This is a genomic window from Streptomyces stoeckheimensis (genome assembly GCF_045822005.1).
Classification (GTDB): domain Bacteria; phylum Actinomycetota; class Actinomycetes; order Streptomycetales; family Streptomycetaceae; genus Streptomyces; species Streptomyces stoeckheimensis.
In genome coordinates this window covers 1094680-1111068 of sequence record NZ_CP169550.1, presented here as the reverse complement: position 1 = coordinate 1111068, position 16389 = coordinate 1094680, and the positions used below count along the sequence as shown (strand labels likewise).

Genomic DNA, 16389 nt, shown 5'->3' with positions numbered 1-16389 from the left:
GACCTTCCAGCGCACTGGAAGGTCTACCGTCGAGCCCACGACCATGGACTGGAGGACGGCGGAGATGCGGATCACGATCCTGACGGTGCCGGAATGCCCGAACGTGCCGGTGGTACGCGAGCGGATCACCACCGTGCTCGGCGGCCGGAGCGCCGAGGTGGAGCTCGTCGAGGTTCGAGAGGCGGCCGAAGCGGCCCGCTGGGGAATGACTGGCTCGCCGACGGTCCTCCTGGACGGCATCGATCCGTTCGCGATGGCCGGAGCTCCGGCGAGCGTGTCCTGCCGTCTCTACCGGGACGCGGACGGCCACGCGGAAGGCGCCCCGAGCATCCAGGCCCTGCGAGAGGTCCTGTCCGGCACAAGGCCCGCCCTCGCAGCAGCCGACGGTCAGGATTGCTGCGAGGCGGATCTGCTGGACCCGATCGGCCGGGCCGGACGCGGCCGGCGAGCCCCGGCCGAGCGAGGGCTGCGCGTCGTCCACCAGGCAGTACTGCGGCACTTCGCCACCCACGGCACGGCGCCGGAAGCAGGTGCACTCGAAGCCGTCGCCGCCCGCGCCGGCCGGACTGCCACCGACGTGCTCGCCGAGCTGGACCGGGAGGACTTCCTGATCCTGGATGCGGCGGGGCGGATCCGGGCTGCGTACCCGTTCTCGGCGGTCGAGACCCCGCATCGGGTGCGGCTGGCGAGCGGTACGCAGGTGTGGTCGATGTGTGCCGTCGATGCCCTGGGCATCTCCGCCATGCTCGGCGGCCAGGACGTACGGGTCTCTTCTTCGGACCCGGTGAGCGGCGAGCCGGTGACCGTCACCTTCACCGGCGGTGCGGCGGTGTGGGAGCCGGCGGACGCGGTCGTCTTCGTCGGCCGCCGCGAAGGCAGCGGCCCCGCCGTCGCTGTGTGCTGTGACGCGCTGAACTTCTTCACCAGCCGCACCTCCGCCGAACAGTGGCAGTGCGGGCACCCCGAGATCAGCGGCCAGGTCGTCAGCCAGGGTCGCGCCGTGCAGATCGGGGAGCAGACTTTCCGCACTCTCCTCCAGGAGGACTGAACTCGGCGGTTGCTGGTGAGAGGTCACTGTGGAGCGGGCATCATCGCAATGTCGGGGCAGCGTCCCGGACGGCGACCGAGAGCTGGCAGGCCATGGCGAACGCGGACCCGATGGACCGGCAGGGCGTGTACGAGGACTACGAGCGCGCCCGCCAGACCTTTCACCACCTTCTCGACACGGCGTCGCAGGATGACCTCGCCCGGCCCACTCGTGGCACGAAGTGGACCAACGAGCAGCTGCTGTGGCACATGCTCTTCGGCTACATGGTCGTCCGGGCGCTGCTCGTCCTGGTGCGCGTTTTCAGCCGGCTCCCGCGCAGGGTGAGCATGGTGTTCGCGCGCGTGCTGAACGCGGCCACGGTGCCCTTCGACCTAATCAACTACCTCGGTCCGTGCGGGGCGGTGAAGGTGTACGGGCCGCGCCGCATGGGCGCCGCATTCGACCGGGTAACCGGCTCCTTGCAGCGCCACCTGGCGGCGGAGTCCGAAGCCGGCCTTGCTCGCGGCATGCACTACCCCGTCCGCTGGGACCCCTTCTTCAAGGACTTCATGACCCTCGCGGACGTCTACCGCTACCCGACGCAGCACTTCGACTTCCACCGTCGGCAGCTCACCCTCGGTGGCAGCGGGGAGGACATCAGTTGATGGGCGAGCCACGGGGGCATCCGTACCGCGGTCAGGCTGCTTTCGCCGCGCCGGCCAGCAGAGCACCCATGGCCGCGAGAACCGCGGGCTCCACCCGGTAGTACACCCAGGTGCCGCGCCGCTCGGAGGAGAGCAGCCCTGCCTCCTTGAGCTTCTTCAGGTGGTGCGAGACGGTCGGCTGGGAGACCCCGACGTCCGAGATGTCGCAGACGCACGCCTCGCCGCCCTCATGGGAGGCGACGGCCGAGAAGAGCCGCAGCCGTACCGGGTCGCCCAGGGCCTTGAACATCATGGCCGTGCGCTCAGCCTCCTCCGCAGTCAGCGGGCGCTCGGTCAGTGGCGGGCAGCACGGTACGACGGCACCCGGCTCCAGCAGCGGCAGCACCTGCACATTCGACATACGTCTATGTTGACACATGTCGAACCAGTCGGGCCAGGGCGTGTTCAGTAGCGGAGGGCGCGGGCCAGCCGGCCGGCTATCCGCCGGGCGTCGCGGCCACCCCCCGGAGGGAGTTCGACGACAGGCTTCGCTGGCCTTCCAGCCCGACGAAGGCCAGCCGGTCGTGCGCGAGCGAAATGCCCTCCCGGTGCTGAGGCCGCCCGTGGTCGCCCATGACGCTCAGGCGCTCCAGGTACGGCAGGTTCGGTCGGTAGCCGGTCGCCGGCACGATCGCGTCCACCTCTTCCGTCACGCCGTCCGACCAGGTGACCTTCCGGCCGTCCAGGCGGTTGAACAAAGGGCGCCAGTCCGGTGCCCCGGACCGGATCGCGGTCCGGTAGCGGCCGAGGTCGAAGACCGGCTGGGTGGGCGGGGTGCGCAGGAAGCGCCCGATGGGGGCGGCGTCCACGCCGAAATGAACCAGCCAGAAGTGCATGTCGCGGCCGAGAATGCGCTGGGGGGCGAATCTCGCGGGCTGTCGACTGGTGAGCGACACCGTCGATACGCCGGCCAGCTCGACGGCGATCTGCACCGCGGAGTTGCCGGCCCCGACCACGACCACCCGGCGCCCGGTGAACTGCTCGGGGCTGCGATAGTCGGCCGCGTGCAGCGCCGTCCCCTCGAAGCGGTCCATGCCGGGCAGGGCGGGGAGATGGGGGTGTCCGAAGGTGCCGGAGGCGGCTACCACCGCCCGAGCCGAGAGCTGTTCGCCACCCGTGAGGCTCACGGTGAAGCCCTTCCCCCTGGCGTCGGCATTAGAGTCGACGGTGGCTGCATGCGTGCCGGTGCGGACCTCGGCATCCAGGCGCCCTGCGTAACGGGTCAGGTAGGCGACGACTTCATCCCGGTGCGGGTATCGCTCCGGGTCGCCTTCGAACGGCAGTCCGGGCAGTGAGCTGTACGGGGCGGGCGAGAACAGCGTGAGGCTGTCGTAGTACCGCGGCCAGGACCCGGCTGGCCGGTCCGAAGCCTCCAGTACCACCGGCCGCAGGCCCTGCTGAATCAGGGCGTGGGCCGTCGCCAGACCGGCCTGACCGCCCCCGATCACCGCCACTTCGATGCGTTCCACGAAAACCCCTCTGATTCGATGAATGTCTATGTTGACGCTCATCGAATCAGGTGGCATGCTGACAACGCAAGCCATCGACAGATGTCGAAACACCGAGGAGTCGACCGTGAACGCGCCTGCCACCACCGATCTGCCCGTCGTCGTCATCGGAGCCGGCCCCGCAGGCTTGGCCGCCGCCGCGCACCTCGTCGAGCGCGGCATCGAACCGCTGGTCCTGGAGGCCGGCCCGGCTGCCGGAGCCGCGGTGCGCGAGTGGTCGCACGTACGCCTCTTCTCCACCTGGGGCGAGGTCACCGACCCGGCCGCCGAGAAGCTCCTGGCCCCCACCGGCTGGATCAAGCCCGATGCCGCCACCTACCCGTCCGGCGGCGACTGGGTCGAGCAGTACCTCCAGCCGCTCGCGGACGCCCTCGGAGACCGCGTCCGCTACGGCGCCAAGGTCACCGGCGTCTCCCGCACCGGCCGCGACCGCATCGTCGACGCCGACCGCGACACCCAGCCCTTCGTCCTGCACCTGACCACCGCGGAGGGCGGCGAGGAGCGCCTCTTCGCCCGTGCCGTCATCGACGCCTCGGGCACCTGGACCACCCCCAGCCCGGCCGGAGCCAGCGGACTGCCGGCACTCGGCGAGAAGAGCGCGGCCGACCGCGTCACCTACCGCGTCCCCGACTTCAAGGACCCGGCCGTCCGCGCCCGCTACGCCGGCAAGCGCACCGCCGTCATCGGCTCCGGAGCATCCGCCTTCACCGCCCTCGCCTACCTGGCCGACCTCGCCAAGGCCGAGGACGGCAGCGGCACGCACGCCCTGTGGATCCTGCGCCGGGGCATCTCCGGCTCCACGTTCGGTGGCGGCAACGCCGACCAGCTCCCCGCCCGCGGTGCCCTCGGCCTCGCCGCCAAGGCCGCCGTCGACAGCGGCCACGCGGACGCCGTCACCGGCTTCCGTACCGAAGCCATCGAGCGCGACACCGACAGCCGCCTGGTCCTCGTAGGTGAGGACGGCCGGCGCCTCGACCCGGTGGACGAGGTCATCGTCCTCACCGGCTTCCGCCCCGACCTGGCGTTCCTGTCCGAGATCCGGCTCGGCCTCGACGAGCGCCTCCAGGCCCCGCTCGAGCTCGCACCGCTGATCGACCCCAACCAGCACTCCTGTGGCACCGTCTACCCCCACGGCCACCGTGAACTGTCCCACCCCGAACAGGGCGTGTACCTGGTCGGCATGAAGTCCTACGGCCGCGCGCCCACCTTCCTCGCCCTGACCGGCTACGAGCAGGTCCGCTCCATCGTCGCCGCCCTCGCCGGTGACATCGACTCCGCAGACCGTGTCGAGCTCACGCTTCCCGAGACCGGCGTCTGCGGCGGCGCCGGCCTCTTCGAGCAGCCCGAGGCCGCCGAGGAGACCGGTGGCGGCTGCTGCGCCGCCCCGGCCACCCTCACCATTGGCGCTCCCGCCTCCTCCGGTGGCTGCTAACCGAGGTGACCAACACCCAGGCCAGCGTGGCCGCGACCGGAACGGGGGCCCGGTCGCGGCCACGCGCCGTGCTGCCCGCACTCTGCGCCACGCAGATCACCAGCTGGGGCATCGTCTACTACGCCTTTCCGGTCCTGCTCCCGCGCCTGACGGCGGACACCGGCTGGTCCACGAACGCGGCCACGGCCGCCTTCTCCCTCGCCCTGCTCGTCTCCGCCGTCGTCGGGATCCCGGTCGGCCGCATACTCGACCGCCGAGGCCCCAGAGCCGTGATGACCGCAGGCTCCGTCCTCGGCGTACTCGCGATCCTGCTCATCGCCGCCGCACCCAACCTGCTGGTCTTCACCCTCGGCTGGCTGCTCGCCGGAGTCACGATGGCGGCCACCTTCTACCCGCCCGCCTTCGCCGCCATCACCCGCTGGTGGGGACCCGACCGCGTCCGCGCCCTGACGATCGTCACCCTCGCCGGCGGACTCGCATCCACCGTCTTCGCCCCGCTCACGGCCGCCCTCGCCGAACACCTCACCTGGCGCCAGACGTACGCCGTACTGGCCGTGATCCTCGCCGCCGTCACCATTCCCGCCCACGCGCTTGCCCTACGGGCCCCCTGGCCGACGGCCCCACCAGCCGCACCGACCAACGACCGCACCCCGATCGCCCGCAGCCGCCCCTTCCTCCTGCTGGCCGCCGCCTTCACCCTCTCCGGCTTCGTCATGTACGCCGTCGTCATGGGCCTCATCCCGCTCTTCACCGAACGCGGTGTGGACGCGACAACCGCCGCCTGGGCCCTCGGACTCGGCGGCGTCGGCCAGACCCTTGGCCGTACTTTGTACGCAGTTCTGTCCGCCCGTACCTCCGTTGCCGCTCGCACGGTCACCTTGATCGCCCTGGGCGCCGCAACCACAGGATCCCTGGCGTTTGTACCTGGCCCCATGCCCGCCTTGGTCTGCCTCGCAGTCCTTGCTGGTGTCGTGCGCGGAAACCTCACGCTTCTCCAAGCCACTGCGGTCACCGACCGCTGGGGCACGACCCACTATGGCCGTCTCTCCGCTCTCCTCGGCGCCCCCGCCCGCATCGCCGCAGCCCTCGCACCCTGGGTCGTCGCTGTTCTCGCTGGCCCCCTCGGTGGCTACCCCCACCTCTTCGCGGCCCTCGCAGCCATTGCCGCGGTGGCTGCCCTCCTTGCGGTCGGCGCACGGGTCAAGTCCTTCGACTCGACAATCCCCACATCATCGGCTGAAGCGTGACGCGTTTGTGGAGGCCTGCTGTGCCCGACGTGTTGTCGATGACAGAACCACCCCCGGCGCACGCCAAGGGATTTACCACGCCCCCGGTGCGCATCGAAGGTGCGCTGGATCGCTGACCTGCAGGTTTGGCGGTGCGCATTATGTGCGCTGTGGGCGCTGCGGGCGATATCCCGACGCTCATTTGACGCTCGACCAGCCTGTTTTCTGATGTAGCGTCAGCAATGTGGAGCCGTCTTCTGGACCACGTCGTGCGCCCGGTCGGGGCGCCCGCGCCGCCACCCAAGACGGCTTTCTGTATATGCGGTGGAGGTGCCGGACGCCAGCCTTGGTGGCGCGAAGTCGGAGCCGTTCGACGGTCACGTTCTGTAGTGAACTGCGGTGCGGCCGCAGGCGATCGCCTCGCCTCTCCCGGCCAGGAGGAGCCACTTGCGGGTTGGGGAGAGCACTGTCATGGCCGGCAGGTACGTGGTGCGTCTGCGCTACAGCCCCTCCTGCTCTTCGGTATGGGCCGAGGTTCACACGCGCACCGGTGGACCTGTGAGGGAGGTCTCGAACAAGGCCGGGCCTGACGCGCGTCTGACGTCGTATCCCGTGGGCAGCGCAGACGGGAGCAGCAGCCCCATGCTGCGTGCGTCCGAGCGCAGGACGGAAGAAGCCTGTGCCGTCGCGGGAAGCAAGCTCGCCTGCACCAGCAAGGACTGGTGCGAGATCGTCCCCGCGCCGCCCGCTGAATGAGCGTCACCGCCGCGACGCCCTGATGGAGGTGGACCGGTCTGCCAGGGCGGCCGACCGGGCGTCGTGTCGGCCGCGCTGTCGGGGCTTGATCGTGCTTGCATGGGCCAGTCGGGAGGTGGACGTGGTCCCGACCTGGATCAGCGGTCTCAACGCCCACGGTTCCGGACGATGAGGAAGTGGTGCCTCATGGGAAGCGGACACGGTGTTGACCCGGCAGGCCACGCGGCAGGGCGGCATCGTTGGCGCCTCGCGATCACTTTCGTCCTGATCGCCTCGTTCTTCGTTGTGGAGTTGGTTTACGGGCTGCTGTCCGACTCCCTGGCACTGTTGTCCGACGCGGGCCACATGGCGGCCGACGTGGTGACGTTGGCGGCGGCGCTCGTGGCTACGCGGATCGCTACCCGCGCGGATACAACCGGCAGGCGTACGTACGGCTCGTACCGGGCCGAGGTGTTCGCCTCGGCGCTCGCGGTGCTCATGATGCTCGGTGTGGCCGCGTACATCGTCATCGGGGCGATCGGCCGCCTCGGCACCGAGCCCGAGGTCGAAGCCGGACCCATGCTCGTCGTCGGCGCCCTGGGCCTGCTTGTCAATGCCGTCGCTCTGCTGTTGCTTCGCTCGGGGGCGTCGGAAAGCCTCAATGTCAAGGGCGCCTACCTGGAAGTGGTCGCGGACACTGCAGGGTCGGTCGGTGTGATCGTGGCCGGCTGGCTCGTCGCGGCGACCGGGAAGCCGGTGTGGGACACGGTCGTCGCGCTGGCCATCGCCGTGTTCGTTGTGGTACGCGCCCTGATGCTGGGGCGGGAGGTCCTCGCCGTGCTCGGGCAGCATGTACCGGAAGGTATGGACGTGGACGCGGTCGCGGAGGACCTGACCCGGATCGAGGGTGTGGCCGATGTCCACGACCTGCACCTGTGGACCCTCACCTCCGGCATGAACGTGGCCACCGCCCACCTGGTCACCCCCGTCGAGGGCGATGCCCGTGCGGTCCTGATCGAGGCACGGCGGATCTTGAAGGACCGCTATGGCGTCGCCCACGCCACCCTCCAGGTGGAACCGGCCGACCAGGCCGGATGTGACGAACTCGGCTGGTGACGAGGCGGCGCTGCCATCGGTTCCGACACTGCCTGTGGATGTGGTCAGTGCGCGTGGGGTGCGTTGAGGTGGACGGGCCCGTGGGGGTCGGCGCAGTGTCCGCTCCCGATCTCGGCCAGCTCGAGCGCCGCTTCGGCGGCGTGGTCGACCTGCAAGGTGGTGTGGGTGATGCCGTAGTCGTGCTGGAGGAGGTGCTCCAGAGCGCGGCGGGCGGTGTGGCAGTCGGCTCCGTCCTCGACGAGGACATGCGCGGACAGGGCGTTCTGTCCGGAGGTGATCTGCCAGACGTGCAGGTCGTGAATCTCGACGACACCGTCCTGGGCGACGAGCTTGTCACCCACCTCGTCCGGGTTGATGTGGGCGGGAGCGGCTTCCAGGAAGATGCGTCCGGAATCGCGGATCAGGTCGTAGCCGGCCTTGAACATCAGGGCGACGACGACGAGCGTGGCGATGGCGTCGGCTTGGACGAAGCCGGTGGTGAGCACGATCAGGCCGGAGATGGCGGTACCGATGAAGGCGAACAGGTCGTTGAGGATGTGCTGGTAGGCGCCCTCGACGTTCAGCGACGAGCGGTTGGCCTTCGAGATGCACCAAGCGGCCGCCACGTTCACGGCGATGCCGACGAGAGCGGTCGCCAGCACCAGCCCGCCCTTGACCTCCGGCGGGTCGATCAGCCGCTCGATCGACTCGTATGCCAACCACGCGCCGAGCAGGAGCAGGGTGAGTCCGTTGACCTGAGCGGAGAGGATCTCGGCCCGCTTCAGTCCGAAGGTGAACGCGCCCTTGGCGGGGCGAGCCGCCAGTCGCATCGCGATGAGCGCGAAGACGATGGAGACGGCGTCGGTCAGCATGTGCGCCGCGTCGGAGATCAGGGCGAGTGACTGCGCTGCGAGGCCTATGACGACTTCGACGGCCATGAAGCCCGTGATCAGCAGGAGTGCGATGGTCAGCCAGCGACGGTCGGCGTCAGCCGTGACACCGTGGGCGTGCCCCGCGTGTCCCCCTGCGCCTTCATGACCGTGGTCGTGCTTGCTCATGTGGATCCCCCTCCGTGGCTGGTGTCTTCCGGCAGTGAAACCCACGCACCGGCAGATCACCAAAGGCTGCATCGGTGACCGTTGTCATCTCCACTTAGAGGGCCGCTGAACTGCGCAAACGCGTTCAGGGGCTGTTGACCGCCGGACGCGTTGCGGCGTCCCGGTCCGCCGCCCGGGGTGCTTCTGGAGCAATGGGTTGATGTAAGAGTCGGGGACCGAACGCCAGTCGGACGTAGGCCGTTCGCGCGAGCGCCTCGCGGGCCACGTCACTCGTTCGGGGCTCCCTAGTCGCACCATGTGGTCACTGAGGGTAGCGTTCAGATTACGATGCGGTATCGAGAGCGGTTGTGGCGGAGCGTGAGGCGCGAGCGGTGGCTCGTCGGCCTCCTGCTCGGCGCCACGTTGGTGCTGCTCCTCGGGGTGTGTGATTCGGCAGGACATCACCAGTTGACGTCCACCGCCGCAGCCGCTTCGCCCGTCCAGACGGCGGCCGCTGACACCGCTTCCGCCGGCCACCCGCGTGCCGTGGAGCCGATGGACGGCGGATGCCATGCCGGAAGCCGGGCTGTCGAAGAGCACACGGCGAACAGGCCCGATGGCGAGGCGGGCCGCGTCGCCGGCCTGGAACCCGCGGTGGACTCCCCGGAGCCGGGGCTCCGCGCTTCGTCTCCACGTGCCGTGACCCTGGCCCTCACCCGACCGGATCCGCGAAACCTGTCGTGCGTGGACCGCAGATGAACGGGCCTGCCCTGACTCCGTCCTGACAAAGGCCGGAGGACGGGCTGCCGCCATCTGCACGTTCCTCGGCGCTGTCCGGCACCCGCCTGCCCCTACGGGCGTGGGCCGGACACGTGCGCCTGCACACAGGAAGCCGCACCTCCATGAAGCACCTCAGCTCACCCGTGCCTGCCCAGGACCCCAGCCTGCTCTCCGCGGTCGGCTCGACGCCGATGCTGTACGTCGACGAACCCTTCGCCCGCGCCCCACAGGGCTTCTGGGCCAAGCTCGAAGGCTTCAACCCGGGCGGAATCAAGGACCGCGCGGCCCTGCACATGGTCGCCAGGGCCCGCGAACGCGGCGAACTGCGACCCGGCGCCCCGATCGTGGAGTCGACCTCCGGCACGCTCGGCCTCGGTCTCGCCCTCGCAGGCGTCCTCTACGGTCACCCCGTCCATGTGGTCACCGATCCGGGCATGGAACCGATTATGGACAGGCTGCTGGCTGCGCACGGCGCGCACGTCCACCTCGTACCCGAGCCTCACCCCACGGGCGGATGGCAGCAGGCCCGCCTCGACAAGGTTGCCGCACTCCTCGCGGAGAACCCGGCCGCGTGGTGCCCGGACCAGTACAACAACCCCGACAACATCGAGGCGTACGCCCCTCTCGCCGCCGAACTGGCAGAGCGACTCGACACCATCGACATCCTTGTCTGCGCGGTCGGCACGGGCGGTCATTCCGCGGGCATCGCGCGCGCCCTGCGTCCGCGCATGCCCGGGCTGCAGCTCGTCGGTGTCGACACGATCGGCTCCACCATCTTCGGCCAGCCCGCTCGCAGCAGGCTCATGCGGGGCCTGGGTTCCTCCATCCACCCCGGCAACGTCGACTACCCGGCGTTCAGTGAAGTCCACTGGGTCGCACCGGGCGAGGCCGTCTGGGCTGCCCGAGCCCTCGCCTCCCGCCACTACGCCACCGGCGGATGGAGCGTCGGCGCCGTCGCCCTGGTCGCGGGATGGCTCGCCCGCACGAGTCCCAAGGGGACCCGGATCGTCGCGGTGTTTCCCGACGGCCCGCACCGCTACTTCGACACCGTCTTCAACGACGACTACTGCGCCGCGAACAACCTCCTCGGCATCCAGCCCGCCGAAACCCCGGACTTTCTCGAGCACCCCGGCGAGCGGGAAGCCACCTCATGGACGCGCTGCCCCCGCGTCGTCGATCCGCTGGATCGTGCTGCCGCCTCGGCCGGCACGCCCCAGACGGGAGCCGGCCGGTGACCGGACTGTGGCGGCAGGCCCGCTCGTTCGACACCGCGGTGCAGTTGCTCCTGATCAACCAGCTCACCATCAACCTGGGCTTCTACATGCTGATGCCCTACCTCGCCGCCCACCTCTCCGGCTCGCTGGCGATGGCGGCCTGGGCGGTCGGCCTGGTCCTCGGAGTCCGCAACCTCTCCCAACAGGGCATGTTCCTCATCGGTGGCGCCCTCGCCGACCGGCTGGGCTACAAGCCGCTGATCGTCGCCGGTTGCGCGCTGCGCACGGTCGGGTTCGCCGCCCTGGCGTTCGCCGATTCCCTGGCGACGCTGATCGCCGCCTCCGCGGCCACGGGACTGGCCGGCGCGCTGTTCAACCCGGCGGTGCGGGCCTACCTCGCGGCCGAAGCGGGCGAGCGGCGGGTGGAGGCGTTCGCGCTGTTCAACGTCTTCTACCAGACCGGCATCCTGCTCGGGCCCCTGCTTGGGATGGCCCTACTCACCGTGTCGTTTCCCGTGACGTGCCTGGTGGCGGCTGCTCTGTTCGCCGGCCTGACGCTGCTCCAGACCCGCCACTTGCCCGAGCGGAGCGGCGGGCCTGCGGGTGAGCCCGTGTCCCTGCGTACGCAGGCGAGAACGATGCTCGGCAACAAGCCCTTCTGGCTGTTCTCGGCCGCGATGACCGGCTCCTACGTCCTGTCCTTCCAGATCTACCTCGCCCTCCCTCTGGAGACACAGCGGCTGACGGGAGAGGGCTCGGCCAGTACGGTCGCCACGAGCGCGCTGTTCGTCGTATCGGGATTGGTCGCACTGCTCGGACAGCTGCGCATCACGGCGTGGTGCAAACGCACCTGGTCGTCTCCACAATGCCTGGTGGCCGGTCTGCTCCTGATGGGGGCGGCGTTCCTGCCGCCGCTGCTGAGCTCCTTCCGGTCGCCCGCAACGGGTTGGCCGGCCACGGCACTCGCGGTGCTGCCCCTGCTCGCCTGCGCGGCAGGCTTGGCTCTGGCGACGGCGGTGCTGTACCCGTTCGAGATGGACACCATCGTCGTGCTGGCCCGCGATCGGTGGGTGGCCACGCACTACGGCCTCTACAACACCGTGTGCGGGATCGGCATCACCCTCGGCAATCTGGCGACCGGCGCGGTCCTCGACGCCTCACGGGCCGCGGGTATCGCCTTCGCCCCTTGGGTGCTGCTCGCCGCCGTCGGCGGGCTGTGCGCCGTGGCGGTCGCCGCCCTGGCCCGAGGCGGACACCTGCGCGTACCGGCGAAGGAGGCGGTGGCCGCATAGCGGGGAGAGGGACCGGGCGCGCTCGGCGGGGTGCCCGGCCCCTCTTGCTCTACCTGCTCAGCCGGAGTTGGTGCTGCGGCGCTTGAACCACACGGCGGCCCCGGCGCCGATGACGACCACGGCGATGATGCCGATGACCACACCCGTGCTGCCGCCCTCGTCCTTCTGCTTGGCGGAGCTCGGAGCCGAGGTGGCGACGCTGGGTTCGGGCGACGGCGTCGCCGCGGCGGTCGACGGGGCGGCGGTCGGCGTCGGACTGGGGCTCGGCGCCAGAGGCTTGGCTCCCGGCGCTGCGGGCTTCAGGTCGAGCACGGGGGCCGGGTTCTCCACCTTCTGGCCCCCGCTGGGCACCTCGATCCAGCGGGAGACCTTGCCGTCCTCGTACGTCTCCACCGTCTTGAATGCGAGCGACTTCGCGTCAGGAAGTTGCCTGATCACCACACTGTGCTTGGCGTCCTCACCGGCCTTCAGCGCGGTGCCCCCGACGGTGTACCCGTCGGCGGTGGTGGCGTACTTCCAGCCCTCGGGGGCCTCCTTCAGGACCACCGCGTCCGGAGTGATTCCCGCGGGCAGAACGACCCTGAGCTCCTTGATGCCTGACGATTCGGACTCGGCCTCCGAGGAGAACGAGAGCGTGACGTTCTCGGCCAGCGCCCGGTCGTCGGAGGCGGTGACCTCGGCGTGAGCGAAGGCGGTTGAGGCACCAGCCACAACCAGGGCAGCGGCCGCGGCGATGGCGGCAGATGCGCGTACAGCGCGCGTGGACATACGTGAGCGGGTCAAGGTCGCGTCTTCTCATTTCGGTGCGGGCGCGTTGCCGACGTGCGGGATGTCGCGCCACAGGCGGTCTGGGCCGAGAGCGAGTGCCTCAGGTGGTCCCCGCCGCACGACGACATGCACCAACCGCTCCGTAGCTGCTTGCGATCGGCGTATCCCCACCTGAGGGAGCCGCGCCTCGGAGGGCGGCCGGAGCGGGCGACACGGCAAGGACCCGATCGCCCGCGCGAGCGCGACGGCGGCTGCCCGCGCCCACCTCACCATCACGGTGGACAGGCCGCGCAGCCTCTGGTCGCCTCGGTGCAACAGGACTGCCGTAGCCACTGCTGCGGTAACGTGCGCCAAGGTCATGAGCCAGGGTGCGAGATGCGCCGCATACCCCGTCGACGCGTCCGCGGAGTGCGGGTGCGGCATCGCGAGCCCTTGGTGCAGCACCCCTTGCGCGAGGAGGGTCGAGGAGACCGTCCGTGCCAGCCCGCACGGGCGCCGGGCGCCCGGCACGGAGATCAGGAAGACCGCGGCTGCGACCGAGAGCAGCCTTGCCCACGGCACCGCTTCTTCCGATGCCAGGTGATGGCCGACCGCCGCGAGCGCCGCGTTGACCAGGGCGAACAGCGCTGCGCCCGGCCAGCCCCGGCCGGGCACCGAGGCAGGCCAGGCGCGGATACGTGATCGCTCCGTCGCAGCCATGGCGCGCCCATCATTGCGTCTGAACCACCCGTCACACCGGGAGCTCCCGAATGTTGTGCCGAAGGCGCAAAGGGCGCGCTCCGGCTGCGCCGGACAAACGAACCGTCACGGCTCTGGGCAGCCCTGTCGAAGGCCTTGATGATGGGTCTTCGGTAGAGCACGAGTGACGGGGGTGGCTCATGGAATCGGTTGCGGTGGGCGGCGTACGCATTGCCTACGAGCGGGTCGGCTCAGGACGGCCGGTGGTTCTTTCCGGAGGCACAGGGATGCCGCCGGTGGCCTGGGAACTGTGCGGGCTGCGGGATGCGCTGGTGGCCCGCGGGCACGAGGTGGTGACGTATGCGGCGCGCGGAGTCGCGCCGTCGGACGCGCCGCCCGCCCCGTACACGATGGCCGGTCTGGCGGGCGATCTGGCAGGGCTGATGGACCACTTGGGTATCCGGGGCGCGGCGGTGGTCGGCTATTCGCTCGGCAGCTTCACCGCGGAGCTTCTCGCGCGTACCCGTCCCGACCTGGTCGGTGCACTGGTGCTGATGGCGGGGGCCGGCCCCCTGACCGGCGTGGTGGACGCCGTGCTCGACGCGGAGGCGGAGCTGGTCGGCCTGTTGGGGCACCTGCCGCCTGCGTTCGCGGCGTTGCAGACGTTGCTGAGCACGCTGCCGCCGCTGGTGCTGCGCGACGACGCCGGGGAGGTCGCTGCCTGGCGGGAGTTGCTGGGCGGGCAAGAAGCGGTGTGGGCGTCGCAGGACGGAGAGGCCGGGCAGTCGGCGGCTTCCCGCGTCTGGCTCCGCGACCCGGACCGCATGGCTGCCCTCGCGGGGATCCGAGCCCGCACCCTGGCGGTGGCGTTCGAGCACGACCTGTACTTCCCGCCCTGGACGGGCGCCGAAGCCGTCCGGCTGCTGCCGCGCGGGGAACTGGCGGTCGTCGCGGGTGCGGCGCACGGCGGCGTACTTACTCACTCGGGGGCGACCGCCGAGGTCCTACTGCAGTTCCTGGACAGGGCCTGATACCTGGGGCCTACCGGCTGGGCGGCCCGGGCCCTGGGGCCGGGTGGTGCCACGAGCGCGGACGAGCATGACCGCGATGCTATCGACCGCCCCCGGCAGCCCGGTCGTCGCCCTCCCGGTACACGGTTCAAGCGGTCCGGCGGCCGATGCCGGGCAGGAAGCGCCCGGCCCGCGCGGTGTAGTCGGTGTACGCGGCGCCGTGTACGGACGTGAGGTAGGGCTCCTCGACGATCCTCACCTGCAACTGGAGTGCGGCCACCAGTGCCACCAGGGCGAGGACCGCGACCGCGTTGGGCACCATCAGCATCAGGCCGGCAGCGGTGACGGCCATCGCGGTGAACACGGGGTTGCGCATGTGCGCGAAGAGCCCGGAAGTGACCAGGTCCGTGCGCTCTGCGGCATCCACGCCGACCCGCCAGGAGGCGCCCATCGCTGACTGCGCCACGAGAGTCGTGACCACCCCGGCCCCCGCGGTCGCCAGTCCCAGCCAGCGAAGCGCCACCGCGTCCGTACCAGGCAGCGGGGGCATCCCGGCAAGCGCGGCGACGGGGGCGGCCGCACCGCCGAGCAGCGCGAGGACGAAGGCGACGCCGGCCCACCAGGAGGCCGTACCAGGGCGGCCGGAGATCCCGCGGAAGCCCGCGTCACCAGTCCGGCGCGCCTGGATCATGGCCCGGATCCCGAACGCGGTGACCGCCCAGACGGTGAAGAGGGCCAGCGCGGCCCATGACCAGCCGTTCACCGCGCGGTGTCCGACTTCTCGCCGGAGCAGCAGGCATCCCCGGTGGAGCCGCAGCTTCCCTCCGCCTGACCGTCAGCGGGCGCGGTCAACGCGGTGGGGGAGGGGCCGCAAGCGCATCCCTTGCCCTGCCAGGCGTCGACGCCCTCCTTGACTGCGACGGCCGCGATGACCAGGGCGGCGAACGGGTCGGCCCAGGACCAGCCGAGGGTGGCGTTGAGAATCAAGCCGACCAGGAGCACCGCTGACAGGTAGGTGCACAGCAAGGTCTGCTTGGAGTCCGCGACAGCAGAGGCCGAACCGAGCTCGCGGCCCGCCTTGCGCTGTGAGGCAGACAGGAAGGGCATGATCGCCAGCGACAGGGCGGCGATCACGATGCCCGGCACCGAGGTCTCGGCCTCGCCCGTGCCGGTGAGGGCGCGGACGGAGTCGACGGTGACGTAGGCCGCGAGTACGAAGAAGGACACGGCGATGATCCGCAGCGTCCTCTGCTCCCGGGCCTCTCGCACAGCGTGGTCGCGGGCGGAGAACTGCCAGGCCACCGCGGCCGCTGATGACACCTCGATCACCGAGTCCAGTCCGAAGCCCACCAGAGCGGTGGACGATGCGATCGTCCCGGCGGTGATCGCCACGATCGCCTCGATCACGTTGTAGGTGATCGTCGCCGCGACGAGGAAGCGTATGCGGCGGGTAAGCGCTTCGCGGCGGGCGGGCGAGGCGCCCAGGGATATGACGCTCATCAGCAGCAGCCCTCCGTCTCGGCGTCCACGCAAGTCTTGTCGGCCTCGACCGCCAGGACCGCCGATTGGAGGTCCCCCAACGCGTGGCCCAGGCGCGGGTCGGCGAGCTCGTAGCGGGTACGGCGGCCATCCGGGACTGCGACGACCAGGCCGCAGTCGCGCAAGCACGCCAGATGGTTCGACAACCGGGTACGGGAGATCTCCAGCGCGTCGGCGAACTCCGACGGGTAACCGGGCCCTTCTTGCAGGGCCAGCAGGATCCGGCAGCGGATCGGGTCGGCAAGTGCGCGGCCGAACCGGGCCAGCGCCTCGATGTCAGTGGCGATAGTCAACACACCACAACCATACAGAGAATCCTGAATCCAGGAAATCGTGAACTCAAG

The 16389-nt window shown here is 70.4% G+C and carries 17 protein-coding genes; 9 read left to right on the top strand and 8 right to left on the bottom strand.

Going from position 1 to position 16389, the window contains the following annotated elements:
* Nucleotides 1–43 precede the first annotated feature (43 nt).
* Together ACE1OC_RS05200 and ACE1OC_RS05195 are read left to right on the top strand one after the other, a co-directional pair.
* Nucleotides 44–1048, top strand: coding sequence for an alkylmercury lyase family protein (locus tag ACE1OC_RS05200; RefSeq protein WP_407835942.1), 1005 nt, complete (start codon nucleotides 44–46; stop codon nucleotides 1046–1048).
* 92 nt (nucleotides 1049–1140) lie between these two features.
* Entirely contained in the window at nucleotides 1141–1692 is a 552-nt protein-coding gene (locus ACE1OC_RS05195; protein WP_407835941.1) for a DinB family protein, read from the top strand.
* Between the two features lie 31 nt (nucleotides 1693–1723).
* On the opposite strand, the gene ACE1OC_RS05190 is transcribed toward ACE1OC_RS05195, so the two are convergent.
* Both ACE1OC_RS05190 and ACE1OC_RS05185 read right to left on the bottom strand, forming a co-directional pair.
* On the bottom strand, nucleotides 1724–2092 hold the full coding sequence (locus ACE1OC_RS05190) for an ArsR/SmtB family transcription factor (protein WP_407835940.1): 369 nt from the start codon (nucleotides 2090–2092) through the stop codon (nucleotides 1724–1726).
* A gap of 76 nt (nucleotides 2093–2168) precedes the next feature.
* Complete coding sequence (locus ACE1OC_RS05185; RefSeq protein ID WP_407835939.1) at nucleotides 2169–3347, bottom strand: flavin-containing monooxygenase; 1179 nt, start codon at nucleotides 3345–3347, stop codon at nucleotides 2169–2171.
* On the opposite strand from ACE1OC_RS05185, the gene ACE1OC_RS05180 reads away from it, so the two are divergent.
* The 4 genes from ACE1OC_RS05180 (at nucleotide 3307) to ACE1OC_RS05165 (ending at nucleotide 7748) form a co-directional block, all read left to right on the top strand.
* A complete protein-coding gene (locus ACE1OC_RS05180) occupies nucleotides 3307–4671 on the top strand; it encodes an NAD(P)-binding domain-containing protein (protein ID WP_407835938.1) in 1365 nt (454 codons plus the stop codon). The two genes, ACE1OC_RS05185 and ACE1OC_RS05180, sit on opposite strands and share 41 nt — an antisense overlap.
* 5 nt (nucleotides 4672–4676) lie before the next feature.
* Entirely contained in the window at nucleotides 4677–5918 is a 1242-nt protein-coding gene (locus ACE1OC_RS05175) for an MFS transporter (protein WP_266445115.1), read from the top strand.
* 450 nt (nucleotides 5919–6368) lie between these two features.
* Nucleotides 6369–6653, top strand: coding sequence for a DUF2690 domain-containing protein (locus tag ACE1OC_RS05170; RefSeq protein WP_353962683.1), 285 nt, complete (start codon nucleotides 6369–6371; stop codon nucleotides 6651–6653).
* A 186-nt stretch (nucleotides 6654–6839) separates the two neighbouring features.
* The gene (locus tag ACE1OC_RS05165; protein WP_407835937.1) at nucleotides 6840–7748 is read left to right on the top strand and encodes a cation diffusion facilitator family transporter; all 909 of its coding nucleotides are present in this window, start codon (nucleotides 6840–6842) and stop codon (nucleotides 7746–7748) included.
* A gap of 44 nt (nucleotides 7749–7792) precedes the next feature.
* On the opposite strand, the gene ACE1OC_RS05160 is transcribed toward ACE1OC_RS05165, so the two are convergent.
* On the bottom strand, nucleotides 7793–8785 hold the full coding sequence (locus ACE1OC_RS05160; protein ID WP_266445120.1) for a cation diffusion facilitator family transporter: 993 nt from the start codon (nucleotides 8783–8785) through the stop codon (nucleotides 7793–7795).
* Between the two features lie 881 nt (nucleotides 8786–9666).
* Between ACE1OC_RS05160 and ACE1OC_RS05155 the strand changes: the two genes are divergently transcribed.
* Nucleotides 9667–10779, top strand: a complete 1113-nt coding sequence (locus ACE1OC_RS05155; protein ID WP_266445122.1) for a PLP-dependent cysteine synthase family protein — start codon at nucleotides 9667–9669, stop codon at nucleotides 10777–10779.
* A complete protein-coding gene (locus ACE1OC_RS05150; RefSeq protein WP_266445125.1) occupies nucleotides 10776–12050 on the top strand; it encodes an MFS transporter in 1275 nt (424 codons plus the stop codon). The genes ACE1OC_RS05155 and ACE1OC_RS05150 overlap by 4 nt, the downstream gene beginning before the upstream one ends.
* Before the next feature lie 57 nt (nucleotides 12051–12107).
* Here the strand turns inward: ACE1OC_RS05150 and ACE1OC_RS05145 are convergent, their stop codons facing one another.
* Both ACE1OC_RS05145 and ACE1OC_RS05140 read right to left on the bottom strand, forming a co-directional pair.
* Entirely contained in the window at nucleotides 12108–12818 is a 711-nt protein-coding gene (locus ACE1OC_RS05145) for a DUF1775 domain-containing protein (RefSeq protein WP_407835936.1), read from the bottom strand.
* A 27-nt stretch (nucleotides 12819–12845) separates the two neighbouring features.
* Nucleotides 12846–13517, bottom strand: a complete 672-nt coding sequence (locus ACE1OC_RS05140) for a hypothetical protein (RefSeq protein WP_266494280.1) — start codon at nucleotides 13515–13517, stop codon at nucleotides 12846–12848.
* 179 nt (nucleotides 13518–13696) lie between these two features.
* Between ACE1OC_RS05140 and ACE1OC_RS05135 the strand changes: the two genes are divergently transcribed.
* The gene (locus ACE1OC_RS05135) at nucleotides 13697–14527 is read left to right on the top strand and encodes an alpha/beta fold hydrolase (RefSeq protein WP_266445130.1); all 831 of its coding nucleotides are present in this window, start codon (nucleotides 13697–13699) and stop codon (nucleotides 14525–14527) included.
* Between the two features lie 127 nt (nucleotides 14528–14654).
* Here the strand turns inward: ACE1OC_RS05135 and ACE1OC_RS05130 are convergent, their stop codons facing one another.
* Genes ACE1OC_RS05130 through ACE1OC_RS05120 form a run of 3 tightly spaced genes read right to left on the bottom strand, consistent with a single transcriptional unit; the run spans nucleotide 14655 to nucleotide 16341 of the window.
* Nucleotides 14655–15269, bottom strand: a complete 615-nt coding sequence (locus tag ACE1OC_RS05130) for a methyltransferase family protein (protein WP_407835935.1) — start codon at nucleotides 15267–15269, stop codon at nucleotides 14655–14657.
* Nucleotides 15266–16006, bottom strand: a complete 741-nt coding sequence (locus ACE1OC_RS05125) for a cation transporter (protein ID WP_266494286.1) — start codon at nucleotides 16004–16006, stop codon at nucleotides 15266–15268. Before ACE1OC_RS05125 ends, ACE1OC_RS05130 begins: the two co-directional genes overlap by 4 nt.
* Nucleotides 16006–16341: an ArsR/SmtB family transcription factor gene (locus tag ACE1OC_RS05120; RefSeq protein ID WP_266494289.1), complete on the bottom strand. Its 336-nt coding sequence runs from the start codon at nucleotides 16339–16341 to the stop codon at nucleotides 16006–16008. Before ACE1OC_RS05120 ends, ACE1OC_RS05125 begins: the two co-directional genes overlap by 1 nt.
* Between the last annotated feature and the right edge of the window lie 48 nt (nucleotides 16342–16389).